Origin of the sequence: Coprococcus sp. RTP21428st1_C9_RTP21428_210409 (assembly GCF_040227395.1) — a bacterium.
In the GTDB taxonomy this organism is placed as follows: Bacteria; Bacillota; Clostridia; order Lachnospirales; family Lachnospiraceae; genus Coprococcus; species Coprococcus aceti.
The window spans coordinates 1-20,163 of record NZ_JBEHVV010000010.1 but is presented as its reverse complement, the minus strand read 5'-3'; the positions used below and the strand labels follow the sequence as shown (position 1 = coordinate 20,163).

Below are 20,163 nucleotides of genomic sequence, written 5' to 3'. Positions count from 1 at the left end.
AGGTGTAAAGGCGATATTTTTACACCTTATTTTACACCTTTTGCTTACAAAACTATGCCATGTTATACCAATATATGCCAAGTTAGCAGAGTATAAAAATGGCTGAAACACTTGAAAATAAAGGAAAAAGCGTATGATTAGAGTCTTATTCATCTGCCACGGCAACATCTGCCGTTCCCCCATCTCCGAGTTCGTCCTCAAGGACATGGTAGAAAAGCTCGGCATAGCAGATAAATTTGAGATAGCCTCTGCGGCCACCAGCACTGAGGAGATCTGGGGCGGAAAAGGCAATCCGATATATCCGCCGGCGAAGGAAGTGCTGAGGGCGCATGGCATAGGTAAGACGGCTTATACAGACTTTAGTGGCAAGCGGGCAAGACAGGCTACAAGGCGGGATTATGAATATTATGATTACCTGCTCTGCGCAGATACAGCAAATGTGAGGAACACAATGCGCATAACCGGTCCGGACTACCAGGACAAGATACATTTGCTGCTCGATTACGCGGGAAGACATGGACAATCTATAGCTGATCCGTGGTATACAGGACGATTTGATGAGACATACAGGGATGTGTGTCAGGGATGTGAGGGCTTTCTTGATTATCTCAGGCAAGGCAATAGGCTGTAGATAATATTATCAAAATGGGAACAATGGGATATTATTGAGTGCACCAGCTGAACGCAGGTGCATTTGATATTGTCAGATTGTTCCTTTTTATTCTGACAAGGTATTGCCGGTATGTGTTTACACTCTCGAAGGCATGGTTTTATATTGATTTTATATTGCTTGTTTTATATGGCAACACCACAAGAAACGTGATATGATTTACGCGTAAATGCATGAGAGAAAATATATAAACCACCAACGGAGGGCACACAAATGGAATTATACAAAGGCAGACCGGATACAAATGAAGGACGACTTGAGAGGGAGATCAGAGTTTATGATTTCCTTGATGATCACGGCATAGAGTATTGGCGCACAGATCATGCACCAGCAGACACAATGGAAGTTTGCAGCGAGATAGATGCGGTGCTTGGGGCAACCATTTGTAAGAATCTGTTTCTGTGCAACAGGCAGAAGACACAGTTCTATCTGCTCATGATGCCGGGCGACAAGCCGTTCAAGACAAAGGAGATCACATCGCAGATAGGCAGCGCGAGACTTTCATTTGCATCGCCGGAGGATATGGAGAAGTATCTGGATATCAGGCCGGGGGCGGTCAGCGTCATGGGTCTCATGAATGACCATGAGAATCATGTGCAGCTGCTTGTTGACGAGGATGTTAAGAAGGGCGAGTATCTTGGATGCCATCCGTGTGTGAACACATCAAGTATGAAGGTCAGGACGGAGGATATATTTGGGAAGTTTCTTGAGGCGGTTCACCACGATATGATCAAGGTGACGCTCACTGGAGAATAGGAGTGGTAAAAATGATGGCAGAGCGAAGAAACGGGGGCAAGCCTCGCAGAGAAGAAAACAATAAAACGAGTGGCAGCGTAAACGAAAGAAAAAGACAGACACATAGCAGAAAGTACGATGTAACAGGTGGAGAGAAACAAATAAAAACAGGAAGCAAAGGTAAAAATGTACAGGGAAAACCGCGGCAGGCACACTCATCACAATATAAGCCCAACCCAAACAGCAAATGCCCTATATCCCATCTGTGCGGTGGCTGTCAGTATGTGGACATTCCATACGAGCAGCAGCTCGCCGAGAAACAGAAGTATATAGATGGCCTGCTCGGAGCATTTGGCCCGGTGGACAAGATAATAGGCATGGAGAATCCGTATCACTACAGGAATAAGGTCACTGCGGCATTCAGGAGAAAGAAGAGCGGAGAAATAATTTCCGGGGTGTACGAGGAGGGGACGCACAATATACTTCCAGTCGAGAACTGTTATGTGGAGGATGAGAAGGCTGCGGCCATCATCAGAACATTTGCCGAATTGATAAAGTCGTTCAAGCTGCAGATATACAACGAGGATACAGGAACCGGGCTCATAAGGCATTTGCAGATAAGAGTCGGAAGAAAGACCGGACAGATCATGGTGATCATAGTCACCGCATCGCCGGTATTTCCGTCCAAGAAGAACCTTGCAAATGCACTTGTGACAGCTCATCCGGAGATCACAACGGTTGTCCAGAATATAAACATGAAGGACACAAGCATGGTCATTGGAGACAGGAACCAGGTCATTTACGGCAAGGGGCATATAGAGGATATTCTGTGCGGAAAGCGTTTCCGTATATCACCGGGCAGTTTCTATCAGGTGAATCCGGAGCAGACGGAGGTCCTCTATGGCAAAGCCATCAAGTACGCGGATCTCAAGAAGAAGGAGACCGTGATCGATGCCTACTGCGGTATAGGAACCATAGGCATAGCTGCAAGCGACCGTGCAAAGAAGGTCATAGGCGTGGAGTTGAATGAAGCCGCTGTGCACGATGCCCGGGTGAATGTGAAGATGAACAAGATACAGAATGTTGATATTTACAGCAACGACGCCGGCAGATTTATGGTCGATGTCGCTGAGGAGGGTGACAGCATAGATGTGGTATTCATGGATCCTCCAAGATCTGGAAGTACAGAGGAGTTCATGTCATCGGTCATCACACTTGGACCTAAAAGGGTTGTGTATATATCCTGCGGCCCGGAGAGTCTTGCCCGGGATCTGAAATATATGACAAAGCACGGCTATCAGGTAATCAAGATGACCCCTGTGGACATGTTCCCGCTCACCCGCGGGGTAGAGACCGTGGTGCTCCTCACAAGGGCGGGTGCGGTACATCGTGGATAAAATTAACAAAAAGCCGGTTCTCTATGAGTGAGAACCGGCTCCGTTTATAAAAATGGAAGGTTTTATCGTAAATTAAATCACGTTACATATATTTGACAAGCTCATCGATGATAGGAGCGTAGTGTTCGCCTTCAAGACCATAGTCTTTTTCTTTGTAGTTCCATGCGGCGCGGCCTATTCCGTACTTTTCAAATACAGAATGGATATCTTTGTACCAGTTCAGAGTTCCGTCAAGTGGTGCCTGATCTATAACACCATATTCGCCGCAGTACATAAATCCGTCTCTTTCTTCAACAGCCTTGATGCCGTCGAGAAACATTTTTTCGAACAAATCAGGTCCGATGGAATTAAGTCCAAGGCTACTCTCGGTGATGGCCCCATGCATACACCCTTCGATCTGGCGGGATTTCTCCATGTAGTCATTGAAATCCCCCGGATATTCGATATGAAAATCTGAAGGCATACCTGTTACCCAGTAAGCAGACTGGTGGGTAAATACCATTGGCTCGTAACAGTGGAAATTGTAAACTATGTTCTCATCGTTGTGATGAGGGAGAAGCTTTATAGATGTAACAGCATTGTAGCCAACCCCACCGAGTAGGATCTTGGCAGTAGGTGCTTTCGCACGGATGATCTCGATGCATTTGCTTGATATTTCGTTCCACTCGTTTACAACGGTCGGACTTACGACCTCGTTCAGCGGCTCGAACATCATTATGTCTGCATCCTTTGCGTATCTGTCTATGAGCTTTCTCCATATTCCATAGAATCTTTCCTGAAGAGGTTTCTCATGGAAGAATTCAAGAAGATGAGCCTCGTCGTCAAATATATATCCATATGTCTTGTGCAGGTCAAGGACCATGTTGAGTTTGTACTTCCGGCACCACTCAATGCATGAATCGATGTAAGCGTAGCCGTATTCCTTATCACTTCCGTCCTCGTTTTCAAAATTATCGTAATCGATAGGAAGACGAACGTGGTCAAGTCCCCATGATGCTATTCTTGCAATATCTTTTTCTGTGATAAATGTGTCGAGATGCTCCTTGTCAAGTGGTCCCTGTGAAAGCCATCCACCTAAATTTACGCCTTTTTTGAATCCGTCTAAAGTTCTCATAATCTTTAACCTCCTGTGAAATAATAAAATATATATTGCACTCATTTGTCTGTTTCGTTTTCTGTGAGTTTATAGTAGCATTTGCGTTGATAAGAGAATATAATAAATGTGTTAATTATATAACAAATGTGTGATAGAGATATATGAATATCACAGAGGAAAGGCAGAAAGACAATGAAGATATCGAATGAGATAGTAAAACAGCAGTTTGTCCAGAGGGAATATGGACTGGCACATTCCACATACGACAATGAGCTTGATTTTTATCAGCTTGTGAGCAGCGGTGATGTGAAAGCTTTGTCTGGAATGTTGCTGACAGGCGATGAGGATGAGGCTGTTCTTGCTGCAAGAGGAATATTGTCAGATGACAAGGTTCGCAATAGGAGATATCACGAGATAGTGCTAGTGGCAATGATTTCCAGATTTTGCATAGAAGAGGGGATGGAGGAGATGGAGAGTTACAATCTCAGTGACTTCTATATTAATAAGCTGGACAAGGCGCAGACAGAACGGCAGATCATAGATGTACATAACCAACTGATTATGGACTATGCCAGGCGGATGAAAAAGGTGAAAAAGAAAGCGGCTATATCACCTCATTGTGTAAGGGCGATGGACTATGTGTATGATCATCTGCATGAAAGAATAGAAATTACAGAGATCTCAGAATTTGTGGGAGTGGAACGCTCTTATCTGAGCAAACTATTTCATAAGGAGGTCGGTCAGACAATCTCAGATTACATCATGGAGAAGAAGCTTCAGACTGCCAGAAATATGCTCCTGTATTCAGATTTTTCCTGTATGGAGATATCGCAATATCTGGCATTTGCCAGCGGAAGCTATTTTGCAAAATGCTTCAAGACAAAATATGGATCGACTCCGAATTCATATCGCAGGATAAATTACAGGAAACACTGGAAAGAGGCGAAATCATAGTCTTGTTATGTGCTGGTATAATTGACAACATCTGTCAAAGGTTGTAGAATTACATGAGTTTTATTTGTATATATAAGGAGAATGAATAGCTATGTCATCTTTTAGATTTCATGTGGCTCTCGCAGCCGCAAAACTGAGCAAGGGACTCATCCAGCTCCTGGGTAGGAACGGTACGCATACACCTGGAGTTATCGCCCTGAAGATATGTCCGGATTTCCTGGCACAGGCGCCCAAGGCACCGCTTACGATATGTGTCACAGGAACAAATGGTAAGACCACCTGTAGTAACCTGATAACTGATGTTTTGGAGAAGGATGGAAGAAGAGTTGTCAGCAACAGAACAGGTTCCAATATCGTCCCTGGCTGTACGACAAATGTCATCAACAGCCTTACATTTACGGGAAAGGTCAGAGTGGATGCCACTGTATTTGAGGTGGACGAGCGTGCTTCAAGGCTGATACTTCCATATGTGAAGCCGGATTATCTTGTTGTAACAGGACTTTTCAGAGATTCACTCAAGAGAAATGCTCACCCTGACTATATTTTCAGTGTCATAGATACCTACTGCCCTGATTCTGCAAAGGTTATCCTGAATGCGGACGAGCTTTGCTCAAGCATGTTGAAGAAAGACAGCTACAGAGTGTTCTATGGAATCGGCAAGCAGCCTGATGACAAGACCGAGCCATACAACCTTATCGCGGATTACCAGATCTGCCCTAACTGCGGCGAGAAGCTGAAGTACAATTACCTCAGATATCATCACATCGGCGATGTGGTATGCCCGAAGTGTGGACTTCACTCACCAGACAAGAAGTATCTGGCAACCGACATAGACAGAGAGAAGATGACAATTACTATACAGGAGGGAGACAAGAAGACAGTTTATCCGCTGATCCATACAGCTCTCTTCAATATATATAATGAAGTTACAGTTATCTCGGCACTGCGCGAGATCGGTCTCTCGGCTGAGAGAATCAAGGAACTCATGGGTCAGATCCATATACCGGATTCCCGCCACAACGAGACTACAGTGAATGGTGTTACAGTAATCCAGGCGCTCTCAAAGGGACAGAGTGCGGTTTCTTCATCCAGAACATTTGAGTATGTGGCAAATGAGGAGGGCAAGAAGGCTATCCTCCTTGCGATGGACGATCTTGAGGACAGACAGAAGAGTATAGAGTTCTCAGGCTGGATATACGATCTGGAGTATGAGCAGTTCAACAGGGATGATGTTGTACAGGTCGTCTGCACAGGACCTAGATGCTACGACCACAAGGTGAGATGCTTACTGGCTGGTATCCCTGAGGAGAAGATACTCACAAATCTCAGCGAGGTCGCTGCGGCAGACGATGTGACTATAGATGGTGTTGACAGAATATATATCCTGTACGACTGTGAGAATTACGGAATGTCATGTGAGATGAAGAAGAAGATAATCAAGAGACTGGAGGGTGACAAATAATGAAGATTGAGATTTTATATCCGGAAATATGTACACTCTACGGTGACAAAGGAAATACAATGTACCTGCAGAAATGTCTGCCGGATGCGGAATTTGTGACAACAGGACTTAATGAGAAGCCACTCTTCCTCAAAGAGAATATAGACATGGTGTATATGTGTTCCATGAGCGAGAAGAGCCAGGAGCTCGTGCTTGACAGACTGATGCAGTACAAGGACGAGATCGCAGCATGCATGAAGGATGGAAAGGCGCTTTTCCTTCTGGTTGGCAATTCCATGGAACTCCTTGGTGATTATATCAAGAGAGAGGATGGAACCAGAGTTACAGGACTTGGCGTTGTTCCGGGCATGTACTCAGTCCGCCAGACTCCGAATCGTTTCAACACGCTCATCAAGGCGAAGTTCAACGATATGACACTCATCGGATACACAAGCCGATTTGCCCACACTTACGGAATACCTGATGATATGACATTCTGCAAGGTGGAGATCGGACAGGGCAGCAATCCTGATACCATGAATGAGGGAATCTGCAAGAACAGAGTAATTGCGACATACATTCATGGACCACTGCTCATTCAGAATCCTGATTTTGTACATTATCTGTTGGAAAAACTGGATGCTCCTATGAAAGAGATACCATTTGAGGCAGCTATGCGCAAGGCATATGATGTGAAGCTTGCTGAGTATGGCAAGCCTGATCTGGAGCTGTCATAATATAGAGAATTATAGTGATAATTAAGCCCCGGTGGCCTTTGATATGTACCTGAAATCCAGGACACATGTCAGTATGCTGCCGGGGATTTTATATGTAGGAATGTATAAAACTATACATTTTGTATAGTTATGTAAACCCATTGAAAAGAAAAAGATAATATGTCACAATACAGATGTTGCCACCCCTAGACAGGCTAGGAAAGGGAGGATTGCAGTGGCAGAACGGAGATAAGTAAGTGGTAATCAGCCCAAGGAGTACGTCGCCTTTAAAAGACGGAGAAAACCCCAGTAGCGCCAACTACTGGGGTTTTCGTTATGCTTTTGGGAAAGCATATGTCAGAATTTCTTGTTTCATTGTTGCTGACATTATATCATATGAATTTTACCTTCGCAACATTCATTTTCCTCACATATCTTAATGTTTTTTCAGATGTATCAACTCAAAAGAAAGTAGTATAATGATATCGCAAGAAGAAAAAACAAGCGACGCGAAGCGGCATTTGTTTTTTTCTTGCGATATCAACGAGAACCCGTTCGGCGGAGCCGAACATGGAGCGCGGCAGCGCGAGGGTTCGAGTCTGCCAAAAGCAAGAAGAAAAATGCGCGACGCGAAGCGGCATTTGTATTAGTAAATGCGAAGCGGCATTAGTTTCTGTAAATCGGGGTATATTATTCATAAAAACAAATGAAGAGACAATGTGAAAGGAGCAGTGGGTTACATGTTAAAGGACTGGAACAAGCCGGAGCGTCCATCGGATGATGAGATAGACACTCGGTTAAAGATCGCCAGAGAGAATCTGACACGCAATCAGATCAAGGTAAAGGAAGGCAAGATACCTGTATTTGTCATATTTGAAGGCTGGGGTGCTGCAGGTAAGGGAAGTCTTGTCGGAAGGATCATCAAGAATATGGATCCGAGATTTTTCAACGTTGAGTCAGTGAAATATTCCACAGACGAGGAAAAACGCAGACCATTCCTGTACAAGTATTTTACGAGAATACCGGAACAGGGGGAGTTTGCATTTCTGGATGGTGGCTGGATGAGGGACATAGTAGGTGGCAAGATGTCCGGGGAGCTGTCAGATAAGGAATACCGGAAGAGAGTTGACAGCACCAAGAGATTTGAGAGGACTCTGGCGGACAACGGATATCTGGTCATGAAATTTTTCTTCCAGATAGACAAGCACGAGCAGAAGAAGAGGCTTGAAACACTTCTTGAAGATGATACGACAAACTGGAGAGTGTCTAAGCATGATCTGAAGCAGAACAAAAAGTATGACGAGTATCTTGAGGCATTTGACAGCTTTATGTATGACACCAATCTGTCAAATGCACCGTGGTACATGATAGATGCAAAGGAGAGAAAATGGGCAGAACTTCAGATACTCGATATCATCAATCAGGGAATAGAGACTGCGCTGCTCAATCAGGGGCATGCTGTACCTATACTGCAGAATACATTTGCGCTCAAGAAGATCCCGAAACTTTCCGAGGTGTCTCTCGACAAGAAACTGACGGATGAGGAGTACAAGGAGGAACTTGACAAGCTGCAGAAGAAACTCGGCAGACTGCACAACGAGCTTTACCAGAAGAGGATACCTGTTATCATAGGCTACGAAGGTTGGGATGCGGCAGGCAAAGGTGGAAATATCAAAAGGATAGCGGAGGCACTTGATGCGAGAGGTTATGTGGTAAATCCTATAGCAAGTCCGGAGCCACACGAGAAGGCAAGGCATTTTCTGTGGAGATTTTGGACAAGACTTCCAAAGTCTGGGCATGTGGCTATATTTGACAGAACATGGTATGGCAGAGTCATGGTTGAGAGACTTGAGGGTTTCTGCTCGGAGAATGATTGGCAGCGGGCGTACAATGAGATAAATGAATTTGAGAAGGAACTCCACGACTGGGGTGCGATCGTCATCAAATTCTGGGTTCAGATCGACAAGGATACACAGCTTGAGAGATTCACACTCAGACAGAACACGCCTGAGAAACGCTGGAAGATCACAGATGAGGACTGGCGCAACCGTGACAAATGGGATGACTATGAGACTGCGGTGGATGAGATGCTGGAAAAGACCAACACCAGCTTTGCGCCATGGCACATATTGGAGTCAAATGACAAGAAGTATGCCAGAATAAAAGCCCTCAAGATCGTTATCAAGGCGATAGAGGATAAGCTGGAGCAGGTTGAAAAGAACTAAAAATGCATATAGGACTGAGAGTCCATGCTGGAAATAGAACACATAAGGCGGTGATACACAACAGAAGTATCACCGCCTTTTTCAAAAAGGTTTAAGGAAGGAAAAAGTTATTATCAGATTTAATTATTTTCCTTGATGATGGATACTCCAAACGGAGCCAATTCCATTTTGCCATCAAATATATTCTTCGTCTGAATGTCGGTTCCGTGAACTTCAGATATTGTCTGAGGTTCGTTGGTGTTGTTCAGGTAAAATCCATATGCAGTTCCGTCATCTGCATATCTGCAGTGATACTGAACTCCGTCAGGGAGATCTTTTATGGCGATACCGGCGTTCACCATCATCTGCTCCATGATCTCACCGAGTTTACTGTAATCTATTCTTGCAGCCACGTAGTAGGCCTTGCCCTCGCCGTAGCTGTTCACTGTCACTGCTGCATTTCCGGCGTAGAAATCAGAATCGTAGGTTCCAAGTACATCCGCCGTTCCGACTCTCAGGATCTCAGCATAGTCACGGAGTTCGCATGAACTGCCATCTGTGAAGCTCACGCTGTTTCTGTCAGATGGATACAGGGTGTCTATCTCTTCACTGATGATTCCAAATACATCTGCAAGTCCATTTCCCGGGAATCCACCGAGTATACAGAGCTGATCCTTGTCTACATAGCCCGTAAAGTAAGTGGATAGAAGCTGTCCGCCCCTCTTTACAAATGCGGCAAGAGACTCGGCTGCGCCATCTCTCAGCATGTAGAGCATAGGTGCAACAACCACATCGTAATCGTCGAGTGGTTCATCGGATGCAATGACGTCCACGTCAACGCCGCGCTTTGTCAGCTCTTTGTATACAGACATACAGGTCTCAGGATATTTTTTTGATTCCTGCCCCAGAGCCTTGACATCATCTATGGCCCACATATTGTCCCAGTCGAACAGCAGTGCAACCTTTGATCTGATGAGTGTGCCGGTTATCTCGGAGAGCCCATCAAGCTCTGCGCCGAGGGCGGCAACCTCCTTGAATATTCTGGTGTCATTTGTTCCGAGATGGTCAACAACGGCACCGTGATACTGTTCAAATGAGCCCCTGCCCTTTCGCCACTGGAAGTACTGAACAGTGTCAGAACCGCAGGCTATAGCGTTGTATGAGAACAGTTTGTGGATGCCCGGTCTTTTGAGTTTGTTGTATGGATGCCAGTTTACAAGCCCCGGAGCACTCTCCATGAGCATGAAAGGCTTATCCTTCTTCATGGATCTCATGACCGCGTGGTCAAATGTATTCTGGCCCATGACATCCGCAAGACTCTCGTAGTCATTGTGGAATCTAGGGTATGAATCCCATGAGATCACATCCAGCTCCTTTGCCATCGGTCTGTAGTCGAGACCGTCATAGAGCTGCATAAAGTTGGTTGTTATAGGTATTTCAGGGGTGAGTTCACGGAGGAGCGTTATCTCTGATTTCATGTAATCGTTCATGTTCCATGTGGTAAATCTCTTCCATTCGAGGTTCAGCCCCATGATACTGAAATCACCATTTTTGTATGGCGGCTCAATCTGTGAGAAGCTGTTGTATGAGTGACTCCAGAAGGTGGTCCACCATGCTTTGTTCAGCTTGTTTATGTCGTGGTCGAACTTCTCTGCGAGGTAATTCTGAAATCTTTTCACACAGAGACGACAGTAGCACTCCCCGCCAAGCTCATTTGACACATGCCACATGATGAGTCCCGGATGGTTTCCCAAATGGGCGTGGAGCTGACGGATGATATTGGCAACTTTTTCTCTGTATACAGGTGAGCTCATGCAGTGGTTCTCACGGACGCCCTGATGTTCCCTGACGTCATATGAATCCACACGCCTGATCTCAGGATACTTCTGTGCCATCCATGCCGGTTTGCCGCCTGATGGCGTGGCAAGAACGGTGTAAATGCCTGCATTATACAGGTTGTCCATAACATCCTTCAGCCAGTCAAAATGGTATTTGCCCTCAACAGGTTCGTATGCTGACCATGAGAAAACCCCAAGAGTAGCGGAAGTCATTCCTGCCTCCTTCATCATCTCGATATCCTTTGCCAGAATATCAGGGCGGTCGAGCCACTGTTCAGCATTGTAATCACCGCCGTGTAGTATTCCGTTTATCTGTGGAAAAAGCTTGTTTTTGTTCATTTATCTGTCATCTCCTATAAATAAAGGTAATGTGCTCTATGTGATCTGTTTTTAGTGTAGAATATATGCGCAAACGGTTGCACAGCTTGCTATTTAAAGGTAGCACAAATAGACAAATAATTCAATTGTAATTTGACAATACATTTTAATTTGTGCAAAATATACAAAATATATACACTGCCATTCATCAGGACAATATTGTATATAATTAAGAAAAACGGCTTGAAATAAGAGATATAATTGCTTATGATTAAGATATCATGAATTGCTCAAAGTTGCGCAATTTGTCAATTCCTACAAGATGTACAAAAGTGAGGTAAAAAGCTATCGAACAGTGTCAAAAATCTATATAATAAAAGTATTGAGGGATGAACGGAAATATAAGGTTGGAACGTATCGTTTAAGGAGGAGTTTTATGATAAAAAAGAGGAAATCATATAGAGTGGTGGCAGGCAGTATAAGGTCTGAGTTGTTAAGGGGGCTGAGCAGAAAAATCTGTATCGGTGCCTTGGCATTTTCAGCGGCGGTTGTGCTATTGCCAGGCGGTAAAGTGGGAGCATATGCATCTGATCAGACACGGGTAAGTTCAGATGAGAGTCAGGTTACGGTAGGGTATGATGATCTGGACGACACTTTGCAGAAAGGCGGACTTGGCGTTGTCGTTGAGCAGCAGGATGGTGCGGCTTCACTGGCATCTACATATGATGCAACAGCACTTGAGAAGCTTATTGTTGAAGGAATCAAGGCGTGGCAGACGAGTATAGATGTATCGGAACTTGGCCTTACGAGAGACGATATTGATAACGGGGCAGTAAGATCTATTATCAATTCTCATCCCGAGTTTATCAGTCTGTCGGGAGGCTATACATATTGGACTTCTGGCTCTTCAATCACCAAAATACAATTTACATATTTGACAAATGCAAAGGAGGAGCAGCAGGAGCTTGATGCTGCACTTCAGGAAGTCAAGAGCAAGATAGATACCAGTGGAATGAGCGCTGAAGAGATAGTACTTGCATATCATGAGTATCTCACATCCACAGTTGCATATGCATATGAGGATTATTTCAATGGAACGATCGCTGCAAATCACGGGTACGATATGTATGGAGCTTTGGTTAAACATAGTTGTGTGTGTCAGGGATATGCCGAGACTATGTTTTATCTGCTAAGAGAGGCTGGTCTTTCATGTGCAATCGCATCAAGTGAAAATATCAATCACGCATGGAACATAGTTAAGATCCGTGGCAACTGGTATCACATAGATGCGACGTGGGATGATCCGGTGTGGGATATGCCTGGAAGATCATATCATGATTATTTCCTTGTCAGCTTTGATACAATGAATAAGAATACACTCATCAACCATACTAAGGACAGAACGGATATGGTTGTCAGCGCACAGTGGGGAGATACATATACGACAGCGGTGGACACCACTTATGAGAGTGGTAAGTTCTGGAATGGTATTGAGAAAGCTATTTTTTATAAAGACGGTTATTGGTACAGCATAAGTGAGGGCAGTTCGAAAACATCATTTAACATAAATAAGTACCAGTATTCGACTAACATAAACAAGGTTTTGTATTCGGGCACTGCAAAATGGACAACTCCGAGTGGTGGGTATTATCCTGGTGTTTATAGTTCAATATATCTCCGAGGTGATAATTTATATTTTACTACTCCGGATAGCTTGAACAAGATAGATATAACATCGACAAATGTAATTCCTACAGAGCTTATAAATATACGAACACAGTATAATAGTTCAACAGGAAATAATTTATATGCGTTTGGAGAACAGTATGGTAAGCTGGTGTATTTTATTACAGATTCTCCTAATATAAAGAAAACTAAGGATTCAAGCAATTCAAGCAAGTATAACAAGGAGTATGCCGAGTATACATTCGAGATATGCATAAGCCACAAGTGGAATGCTGGAGTGGTGACAAAGGAGCCGACCTACACAAGTACAGGAACCAAGAAGTACACCTGTACAAACTGCGGTGAGACCAAGATCGAAACGATAGCCAAACTTGTATGTACGAGCCACGTGTGGGATAGCGGCAAGGTTGTGACAGCGCCGACATACAAGACAGAGGGAACCAAGAAGTATACGTGTAAGAATTGCGGAACAACCAAGACCGAAACGATAGCCAAGCTGGTATGTACAAAGCATGCATGGGATGCCGGAGTAGTGACAATACAGCCAACATACAAGACAGAGGGAACAAGAAAGTACACCTGTACAAACTGTGGCGAGACAAAGACTGAGACTATAGCCAGGCTTGTATGTACAAATCATGCATGGGATGCCGGGGTAGTGACAATACAGCCAACATACAAGACAGAGGGAACCAGGAAGTACACCTGTACAAACTGTGGCGAGACAAAGACTGAGACTATAGCCAAGCTTGTATGTATAAATCATGCATGGGATGCCGGAGTAGTGACAAAACAGCCAACATACAAGACAGAGGGAACAAGAAAGTACACCTGTACAAACTGTGGCGAGACAAAGACCAAGACTATAGCCAAGCTTGTATGTACGACCCATGCATGGGATAATGGAACGGTTACTAAGAAAGCTACATATACAGCTACAGGAGTCAGGAAATATACGTGCAAGACATGTGGCGCAGCAAAGCAGGTCACAATTGCAAGGCTGAAGCTTGCGAAGGTAACCGTAAAGTCTGCACAGCAGGCCGGCGCGATAAAGCTTACCTGGAATAAAGCGTCAGGGGCATCTGGTTACAAGATATACAGGAGAACCGCCAAGGGAAGATATGTATGCATCAAGACAGTCAAGTCGGGAACGACAAGCTATGTAGACAAGACAGTCAAGTCAGGAAACAGGTATTACTACTGTGTAAAGGCATATAATGGAAATGTACTCAGTGGATATACAGAGGCAAGTATTCTCTACATCAAGGCTCCGGTTGTCACGGTCAGGAAGTCAGCACAGGGAGTGAAACTTTCCTGGAAAAAGTCTGCCGGTGCAAAAAAATACATTGTGTATAGAAAGACACCAACAGGCAAATACAGGGCAGTCAAGACTGTAACAGCGAAAACTCTCAGTTGGACAGACAAAACGGCAAAGAAAGGTCAGACTTATTATTACATTGTGAAGGCAGTGAATAATAAGACATACAGTGTAGCGTCACCGCAGAAGAAAATAAAAAGGTAGATGCTTACTGCGTAATTATAAGGGAGAAAAAGAATGAAATATGAAAATGTAAGACTCACAGAAGCTGTGCGGCGTATCAGGATGATATTTGTGGTGGGCGTCATCGCTGCGTGTGTGCTGTACGGCGGAAAAATACCAGCATTTGCGGAAGATACTCAGGAACAGTATGACTCATCACAGAGCAGCTATGGTCAGTTGCTTGAGCAGGAGGGCGATACTTCAGGTATCCTGCAATTTGGCGGACAGATAATAGAAGATGAAGCATCGGATTCATCGGAAGCGTCACTGGCAGCGGCAAATTCAAAGAAATATGAGAGTGCCATTGTCGGCGCTGTGGAGAAATTTTCACCGAGACTCAATGTAAAGAGCTGGGGATTGACCACACGAAATGTTGCAAATGTAGTCACAACCGCAATGAATGCGCATCCCGAGGTCGTGTATGTGGCAAGATACAGTTATCTGTATGACCAGACCACAGGAAAGGTCGTGTATCTGAAGTTCTCATACAAGCCAAATGCCCGAACCGAAAAGAAGCAGTTGGATGCAGCCATAGCGGAAGTGAACAAGCAGATAAATACAAAGAACATGAAGCCGGCAGAGATCGTGCTTGCATATCATGAGTTCCTGACATCTACAGTTGCATATGACACCAGCGGGGCTAAGGAATTTGATCCAACAACCGGAAGAGACCACATGTATGATATGTATGGTGTATTGGTTAAGAGGAGCAGCGTGTGTCAGGGATATGCGGAGACCATGTGGTATTTCCTCAGGAAAGCCGGGGTTCCGAGTGGAGTTGCCACAAGCCGGTATGTAAACCATGCGTGGAATGTTGTAAATATAGGTGGAAAGTGGTATCACGTTGACGCAACCTGGGATGATCCCGCAAGTGATATACCGGGAAGGTCGATGCATGATTATTTCCTTGTAAGCTTTGACACCTTGAACAGTAAGACTAAGGCCGCCAGCAGCGATTATTATCTTGGCAGATATGACACAAAGGTGGGAAATGTATGGAAGGGAACATACAGCAATGCCACGGATAAGCGATATGAAAAAGGCCAGTTCTGGAATGGCGTTGAGAAGGTCATCTTTTATAGAAAGGGCTACTGGTACAGCATAAAGCAGGGCAGCCAGTCAACATACTATCAGATAAACAAGTACAGCTTCAGCAACGGTGTAAATACAACGATATTTACCGGGCAGGATGAATGGCTGGATACAGATGGTACGGCACTTAACAAACAGTATGGAACACTGTTCCTTGCACAGGAAAAGCTCTATTTCTGCACATCGAGGTATGTTGCATGGATAGATCTTGAGGTAAATGAGCGCAAGGCGTGGGCTATATATGACATAAGACAGAAGTATGTATCAGGTGTAAACATATATGGAATGGGATATTACGGAAATGATGTTGTGATCTGGGTTTCCGACACTCCATCCTGTAAAAGAAAGGACGCTTACTATCTCGGAGCATGTATGAGCCACAAATGGCAGGCGGGAGAGGTTACAAAACATCCGACATTCACATCCCAGGGATCGCAGAAGTACAAATGCAGCAACTGCGGATATACCAAGAATGTCACACTTGACAAATTGAAGCTTGCGACGGTGACGGTCAAAACGAAGAATGCAGGTAAGGGAATAAGCCTCACCTGGAATACCGATTCAAGAGCCACCGGTTATAAGGTATACAGACGCACAGGCAAGGGTGCATACAGACTTATAAAGACAGTGAAGGGAAGCTCTGTGAGATCAATGGTAGACAGATCTGTTGTAGGAGGAAAGACCTACACATACAGAGTATCGGCATACAACAGCTATACAAAGGGCGGCTCCAAGGCAAAGAGCCAGTATTATATAGGTTGCACGACCGCAAGAGCAAAGAATACCTCACAGGGAGTAAGAGTCTCCTGGAAGAAGACAAAGGGAGCCGCCGGCTATAAGATATACAAAAAGACAGGCAGCGGCAGATTCAAATGTGTGAAGGTTGTGAAAGCAAAGACCACAACATATCTTGACCGCCGTGTGAAGTCAGGAACAAAGTACACATACTTTGTAAAACCATACAAAGGAAAGACGGCAGGAACCTACAAGAAGGCTAGTGTCAAGTACAGATAAAAAGTAAATAGAGCGCGTAAAAAATACCATGTACAGCATTTCGCCTGTACATGGTATTTTTGCTTTTGTTATATGCTTAGAATGATATTATTTTTCATTCTTGTGTTCTGTTATGTCCCTGTGGGAATTGTCGAACAGATCTGTGTCGGCCACATCTGATGAATCATTTCGATTCAGGGTCTCGCCTATGCGGGCCTTTGCCTCAGTTCCGGCAGCCTTGATACCCTCGGTGATCACCTCGCTCTTTTCCTTGAGATTTTCACTTATCACAGCGCTTTTTTCCTTTACGTTCTCTGTAAGCTGCTCAGCCTTCAGTTTGATCTTCTTTGTTATGGAGAAGCTTTCAGGGTTATTCTCAAATGCTCGTTTGATCGATGCTGTATCGTGAAGAGAGAGAAGGAAGCTTGGCTTCTCCTTGAACTTCTCACGATCCAGAGCCAGTCGGGACTTGAGTTCCTCAACACGGACAATAAGATCATTCTCTTTCGCAAATTTCTTCACCTTGTTCATCAGGTTGAATGATACAACGCAGTCGATTACGAATACCCCGTAGAAAAAACCGATGAAGAAGGAGAATGTCAGGTGATCCGCCAGCCAGTACACAGCGTTCAGTATGTGTGGATGGAGGAAGAAATAGTACAGTGCCGCGATCACACCCCAGAAGAATGAGAACAGCGGACATATGATGCCCTGTATATTGCCCCACTCATCTGAGTAGTCCCACAGCTTGATGTTCATTCCTATTATAAATATACGTCCGGCAATGTATTCCACAACGGTCATGGCGATGGCCATGATCAGTACCACCAGAACCTTTTGCAAAACAGGATGGGCGTCAACAGCATCTATATGGATCAGGGACAGGAGATACAGCACCACAAGGCCTGAACCGTAGAGAGGCAGGTAAGGCCCGATGAGGAATCCCGGGTTGATCCATTTGTGGCTTGGGTTGCTCTTGGAGAAGAACTTTCTGAATATGACTTCAATGCACCAGCCCATGATGCATCCTATGAAAAATAAAAATAATATTACCAGAATACTTTTGATATTGAAATTATCCATACATGGAATCTCCTTTGTATATATGACTTTGCCAATAGTAATAAGATAGTATATAGAAGGAAAAAAAGCAACCTTACAAAATGTCACAAGTGTAAGATAGCTTGTTGATACTTATTGAGAAAAAAAGTCATTTAAATTGCGAATGTTATATTGGACTAACGCCGGGGACAGTGCTATACTTACAGCAAATAAAAAGCCACGAAACAGATGCAGACTCTTTCTACAGTACGAAGATCGAGAATGCATTTTTTACGTTAAGGAGAGTTTGATTGAACAAACCGTGATTAGAAAAATCGAATCACGGCGAAGCCTGTCATATAATCTATCATGCGTATAAGTGGTCATATCATTAATCAGAATAAATATATAATCAAGGAGGACAAAATCATGATGAAGGCATTAAAGAAGGTAAACTGGAAGAAGCTTGGAATATTTGCAGGTGGAGTATTATTTGGAACAGCTGGTATCAAGGTTCTCTCAAGCAAGGATGCAAAGAACGTATATACACATTGTACAGCTGGTGTTCTTAGAGCAAAGGACTGTGTCATGAAGACAGCAAATACTATCCAGGAGAACTGTGGTGATATCTACGCAGGAGCAAAGGATATCAACGAGGCAAGAGCACAGAAGGCAGCAGAGGCTGACTTTGAGGATACTGAGTGCACAGAGGCTGAGAGCGCTGACGCAGCAGAGACTGTAGAAGAGTAATCAGTATAAGACAAAACATAAGAAAGAGGCGAAGATCTTGAAGTTTTCTATTTTAAATGAAACAAAGAATCGTCTGCGTATACACATGGCACAGAGCCGTATGACCATGGCACAGGCCGACATACTTCAGTATTATCTGGAGAACTGTGAGGCAGTGGAAGAGGTCAAGGTGCACGACAGAACCTGTGACGCGATCATCATATATGATGGTGACCGTGCAGCGGTGATAGATGCGCTGAGACAGTTTGGATATGACAGGGTGGAGGTTCCGGCGGATCTCACAGAGACATCAGGCAGAGTCATGAACAGACAGTATGAGGACAAGCTGTTTTGGAAGACCGCCTGGTACATGACCAAGAAATGGATCATGCCAATGCCGCTTCGGTATTGTCTGACATCCGTCAAAGCTCTCAAGTATATAGGCAAGGGGCTCAAGTGTCTTGCGAACAGGAAGCTTGAGGTGCCGGTTCTCGATGCAACAGCCATAACAGCATCCATTCTGACAAATGATTTCGCGACAGCGGGATCAGTCATGTTCCTTCTGGAGATCGGTGAGATCCTTGAGGAGTGGACACATAAGAAGTCGGTGGATGGACTGGCAAGAAGCATGTCACTCAATATCAATAAGGTATGGGTGCGTGTGGATAATTGTGATGTACTTATGGACAGTGCGAAGATCGCAAAGGATGATTTGGTAGTGGTTCATATGGGCAATGTCATTCCATTTGACGGTGTTGTGGATCAGGGCGAGGGCATGGTCAATCAGGCATCCCTCACCGGAGAGTCAGTACCGGTCCACAAGGGACACGGAGACAGTGCATATGCAGGTACAGTTGTTGAGGAAGGTGAGCTGGTAGTCAGAGTTGTAAAGACTGGTAAGACCAGCAGATATGATAAAGTTGTTGCGATGATAGAGGAGTCTGAGAAGCTTAAGTCAGGACTTGAGAGCAAGGCAGAGCATCTTGCAGATGGTCTTGTGCCATGGACTCTCGGTGGAACTATCCTCACATACCTTTTAACAAGGAATATCACCAAGACACTTGCGGTGCTCATGGTCGACTATTCATGTGCACTGAAGATGTCCATGCCTATAGCGGTATTGTCTGCTATACAGGAGGCAAACAAGCATCACCTCACAGTCAAGGGCGGCAAATTCCTGGAGGCTGTAGCTGATGCAGACACGATAGTATTTGACAAGACAGGAACACTTACAAAGGCATCACCTACGCTTGTACGCGTCGTATCATTTGACGGAAGAGATCCTGATGAACTGCTCAGGATAGCTGCATGTCTGGAGGAGCATTTCCCTCATTCCATGGCAAGAGCGGTTGTGGCAGGAGCTGCAGCCAAGGGGCTGGAGCATGAGGAGATGCACTCCAAGGTTGAGTATGTTGTGGCTCACGGTATCTCATCAAGCATAGACGGCAAGAAGGTTGTCATAGGAAGCTATCATTTCGTATTTGAGGATGAGGGCTGTGTGATACCTGAGGATAAGATAGAGCTGTACGAGTCGTTGTCCAAGACTCATTCACATCTGTTCATGGGAATCGATGGCAGGCTGGCAGCAGTCATATCCATCAAGGATCCGGTCAGACCTGAGTCGGCTGAGGTTGTTTCAAGGCTCAAGAAGCTGGGAATCAAGAAGGTTGTCATGATGACAGGAGACAGTGACAGAACGGCCAAGGCTATTGC

14 protein-coding genes are annotated in these 20,163 nt (G+C 44.7%); 11 read left to right on the top strand and 3 right to left on the bottom strand.

The genetic code is table 11. The features are described from left to right. Positions 1 to 133 precede the first annotated feature (133 nt). The 3 genes from ABUA34_RS03525 to rlmD all read left to right on the top strand — a co-directional run bounded on the left by ABUA34_RS03525 (position 134) and on the right by rlmD (position 2,802). Positions 134 to 631 carry a low molecular weight protein-tyrosine-phosphatase gene (locus ABUA34_RS03525; RefSeq protein WP_349822840.1) on the top strand — a complete coding sequence of 166 codons (498 nt, stop codon included), beginning with the start codon at positions 134 to 136 and terminating at the stop codon, positions 629 to 631. Positions 632 to 883: 252 nt separating this feature from the next. Next, the gene (locus ABUA34_RS03520) at positions 884 to 1,426 is read left to right on the top strand and encodes a prolyl-tRNA synthetase associated domain-containing protein (RefSeq protein WP_349822839.1); all 543 of its coding nucleotides are present in this window, start codon (positions 884 to 886) and stop codon (positions 1,424 to 1,426) included. An 11-nt stretch (positions 1,427 to 1,437) separates the two neighbouring features. After that, positions 1,438 to 2,802 (top strand): 23S rRNA (uracil(1939)-C(5))-methyltransferase RlmD, encoded by a 1,365-nt coding sequence (gene rlmD / locus ABUA34_RS03515; RefSeq protein ID WP_349822860.1) that lies wholly within the window; start codon positions 1,438 to 1,440, stop codon positions 2,800 to 2,802. A gap of 82 nt (positions 2,803 to 2,884) precedes the next feature. On the opposite strand, the gene ABUA34_RS03510 is transcribed toward rlmD, so the two are convergent. Beyond that, positions 2,885 to 3,916: a glycoside hydrolase family 5 protein gene (locus ABUA34_RS03510; RefSeq protein ID WP_055147475.1), complete on the bottom strand. Its 1,032-nt coding sequence runs from the start codon at positions 3,914 to 3,916 to the stop codon at positions 2,885 to 2,887. 174 nt (positions 3,917 to 4,090) lie between these two features. On the opposite strand from ABUA34_RS03510, the gene ABUA34_RS03505 reads away from it, so the two are divergent. From ABUA34_RS03505 to pap, 4 genes are all read left to right on the top strand, one after another. Then, positions 4,091 to 4,852, top strand: a complete 762-nt coding sequence (locus ABUA34_RS03505; protein ID WP_349822838.1) for a helix-turn-helix transcriptional regulator — start codon at positions 4,091 to 4,093, stop codon at positions 4,850 to 4,852. Between the two features lie 91 nt (positions 4,853 to 4,943). Then, positions 4,944 to 6,314 (top strand): Mur ligase family protein, encoded by a 1,371-nt coding sequence (locus tag ABUA34_RS03500; protein ID WP_117874498.1) that lies wholly within the window; start codon positions 4,944 to 4,946, stop codon positions 6,312 to 6,314. Next, positions 6,314 to 7,030 carry a glutamine amidotransferase gene (locus ABUA34_RS03495; RefSeq protein WP_022215872.1) on the top strand — a complete coding sequence of 239 codons (717 nt, stop codon included), beginning with the start codon at positions 6,314 to 6,316 and terminating at the stop codon, positions 7,028 to 7,030. The genes ABUA34_RS03500 and ABUA34_RS03495 overlap by 1 nt, the downstream gene beginning before the upstream one ends. A 719-nt stretch (positions 7,031 to 7,749) precedes the next feature. Next, entirely contained in the window at positions 7,750 to 9,234 is a 1,485-nt protein-coding gene (gene pap / locus ABUA34_RS03490) for a polyphosphate:AMP phosphotransferase (protein WP_349822837.1), read from the top strand. Positions 9,235 to 9,353: 119 nt separating this feature from the next. Here the strand turns inward: pap and ABUA34_RS03485 are convergent, their stop codons facing one another. Continuing rightward, the gene (locus ABUA34_RS03485) at positions 9,354 to 11,390 is read right to left on the bottom strand and encodes a beta-galactosidase (protein WP_349822836.1); all 2,037 of its coding nucleotides are present in this window, start codon (positions 11,388 to 11,390) and stop codon (positions 9,354 to 9,356) included. Between the two features lie 415 nt (positions 11,391 to 11,805). Here ABUA34_RS03485 and ABUA34_RS03480 point away from each other — a divergent pair, with 415 nt between their 5' ends. Then, positions 11,806 to 14,577 (top strand): transglutaminase domain-containing protein, encoded by a 2,772-nt coding sequence (locus tag ABUA34_RS03480; protein ID WP_349822835.1) that lies wholly within the window; start codon positions 11,806 to 11,808, stop codon positions 14,575 to 14,577. Positions 14,578 to 14,610: 33 nt separating this feature from the next. Next, positions 14,611 to 16,701: a transglutaminase domain-containing protein gene (locus ABUA34_RS03475; RefSeq protein WP_349822834.1), complete on the top strand. Its 2,091-nt coding sequence runs from the start codon at positions 14,611 to 14,613 to the stop codon at positions 16,699 to 16,701. An 87-nt stretch (positions 16,702 to 16,788) separates the two neighbouring features. Here the strand turns inward: ABUA34_RS03475 and ABUA34_RS03470 are convergent, their stop codons facing one another. Further along, a complete protein-coding gene (locus tag ABUA34_RS03470) occupies positions 16,789 to 17,763 on the bottom strand; it encodes a putative ABC transporter permease (RefSeq protein ID WP_022217249.1) in 975 nt (324 codons plus the stop codon). Positions 17,764 to 18,150: 387 nt separating this feature from the next. Between ABUA34_RS03470 and ABUA34_RS03465 the strand changes: the two genes are divergently transcribed. Together ABUA34_RS03465 and ABUA34_RS03460 are read left to right on the top strand one after the other, a co-directional pair. Then, entirely contained in the window at positions 18,151 to 18,471 is a 321-nt protein-coding gene (locus tag ABUA34_RS03465) for a DUF6110 family protein (protein ID WP_022217250.1), read from the top strand. Positions 18,472 to 18,508: 37 nt separating this feature from the next. Further along, a partial coding sequence (locus tag ABUA34_RS03460) for an HAD-IC family P-type ATPase (RefSeq protein WP_349822833.1) occupies positions 18,509 to 20,163 on the top strand: 1,655 nt, incomplete at its 3' end.

Excerpts from the sequence above, each read along its gene's own strand:
- ABUA34_RS03525 (WP_349822840.1), top strand. The coding sequence starts at position 134 with ATGATTAGAGTCTTATTCATCTGCCACGGCAACATCTGCCGTTCCCCC.
- ABUA34_RS03520 (WP_349822839.1), top strand. The coding sequence starts at position 884 with ATGGAATTATACAAAGGCAGACCGGATACAAATGAAGGACGACTTGAG.
- rlmD (WP_349822860.1), top strand. The coding sequence starts at position 1,438 with ATGATGGCAGAGCGAAGAAACGGGGGCAAGCCTCGCAGAGAAGAAAAC.
- ABUA34_RS03510 (WP_055147475.1), bottom strand. The coding sequence starts at position 3,916 with ATGAGAACTTTAGACGGATTCAAAAAAGGCGTAAATTTAGGTGGATGG.
- ABUA34_RS03505 (WP_349822838.1), top strand. The coding sequence starts at position 4,091 with ATGAAGATATCGAATGAGATAGTAAAACAGCAGTTTGTCCAGAGGGAA.
- ABUA34_RS03500 (WP_117874498.1), top strand. The coding sequence starts at position 4,944 with ATGTCATCTTTTAGATTTCATGTGGCTCTCGCAGCCGCAAAACTGAGC.
- ABUA34_RS03495 (WP_022215872.1), top strand. The coding sequence starts at position 6,314 with ATGAAGATTGAGATTTTATATCCGGAAATATGTACACTCTACGGTGAC.
- pap (WP_349822837.1), top strand. The coding sequence starts at position 7,750 with ATGTTAAAGGACTGGAACAAGCCGGAGCGTCCATCGGATGATGAGATA.
- ABUA34_RS03485 (WP_349822836.1), bottom strand. The coding sequence starts at position 11,390 with ATGAACAAAAACAAGCTTTTTCCACAGATAAACGGAATACTACACGGC.
- ABUA34_RS03480 (WP_349822835.1), top strand. The coding sequence starts at position 11,806 with ATGATAAAAAAGAGGAAATCATATAGAGTGGTGGCAGGCAGTATAAGG.
- ABUA34_RS03475 (WP_349822834.1), top strand. The coding sequence starts at position 14,611 with ATGAAATATGAAAATGTAAGACTCACAGAAGCTGTGCGGCGTATCAGG.
- ABUA34_RS03470 (WP_022217249.1), bottom strand. The coding sequence starts at position 17,763 with ATGGATAATTTCAATATCAAAAGTATTCTGGTAATATTATTTTTATTT.
- ABUA34_RS03465 (WP_022217250.1), top strand. The coding sequence starts at position 18,151 with ATGATGAAGGCATTAAAGAAGGTAAACTGGAAGAAGCTTGGAATATTT.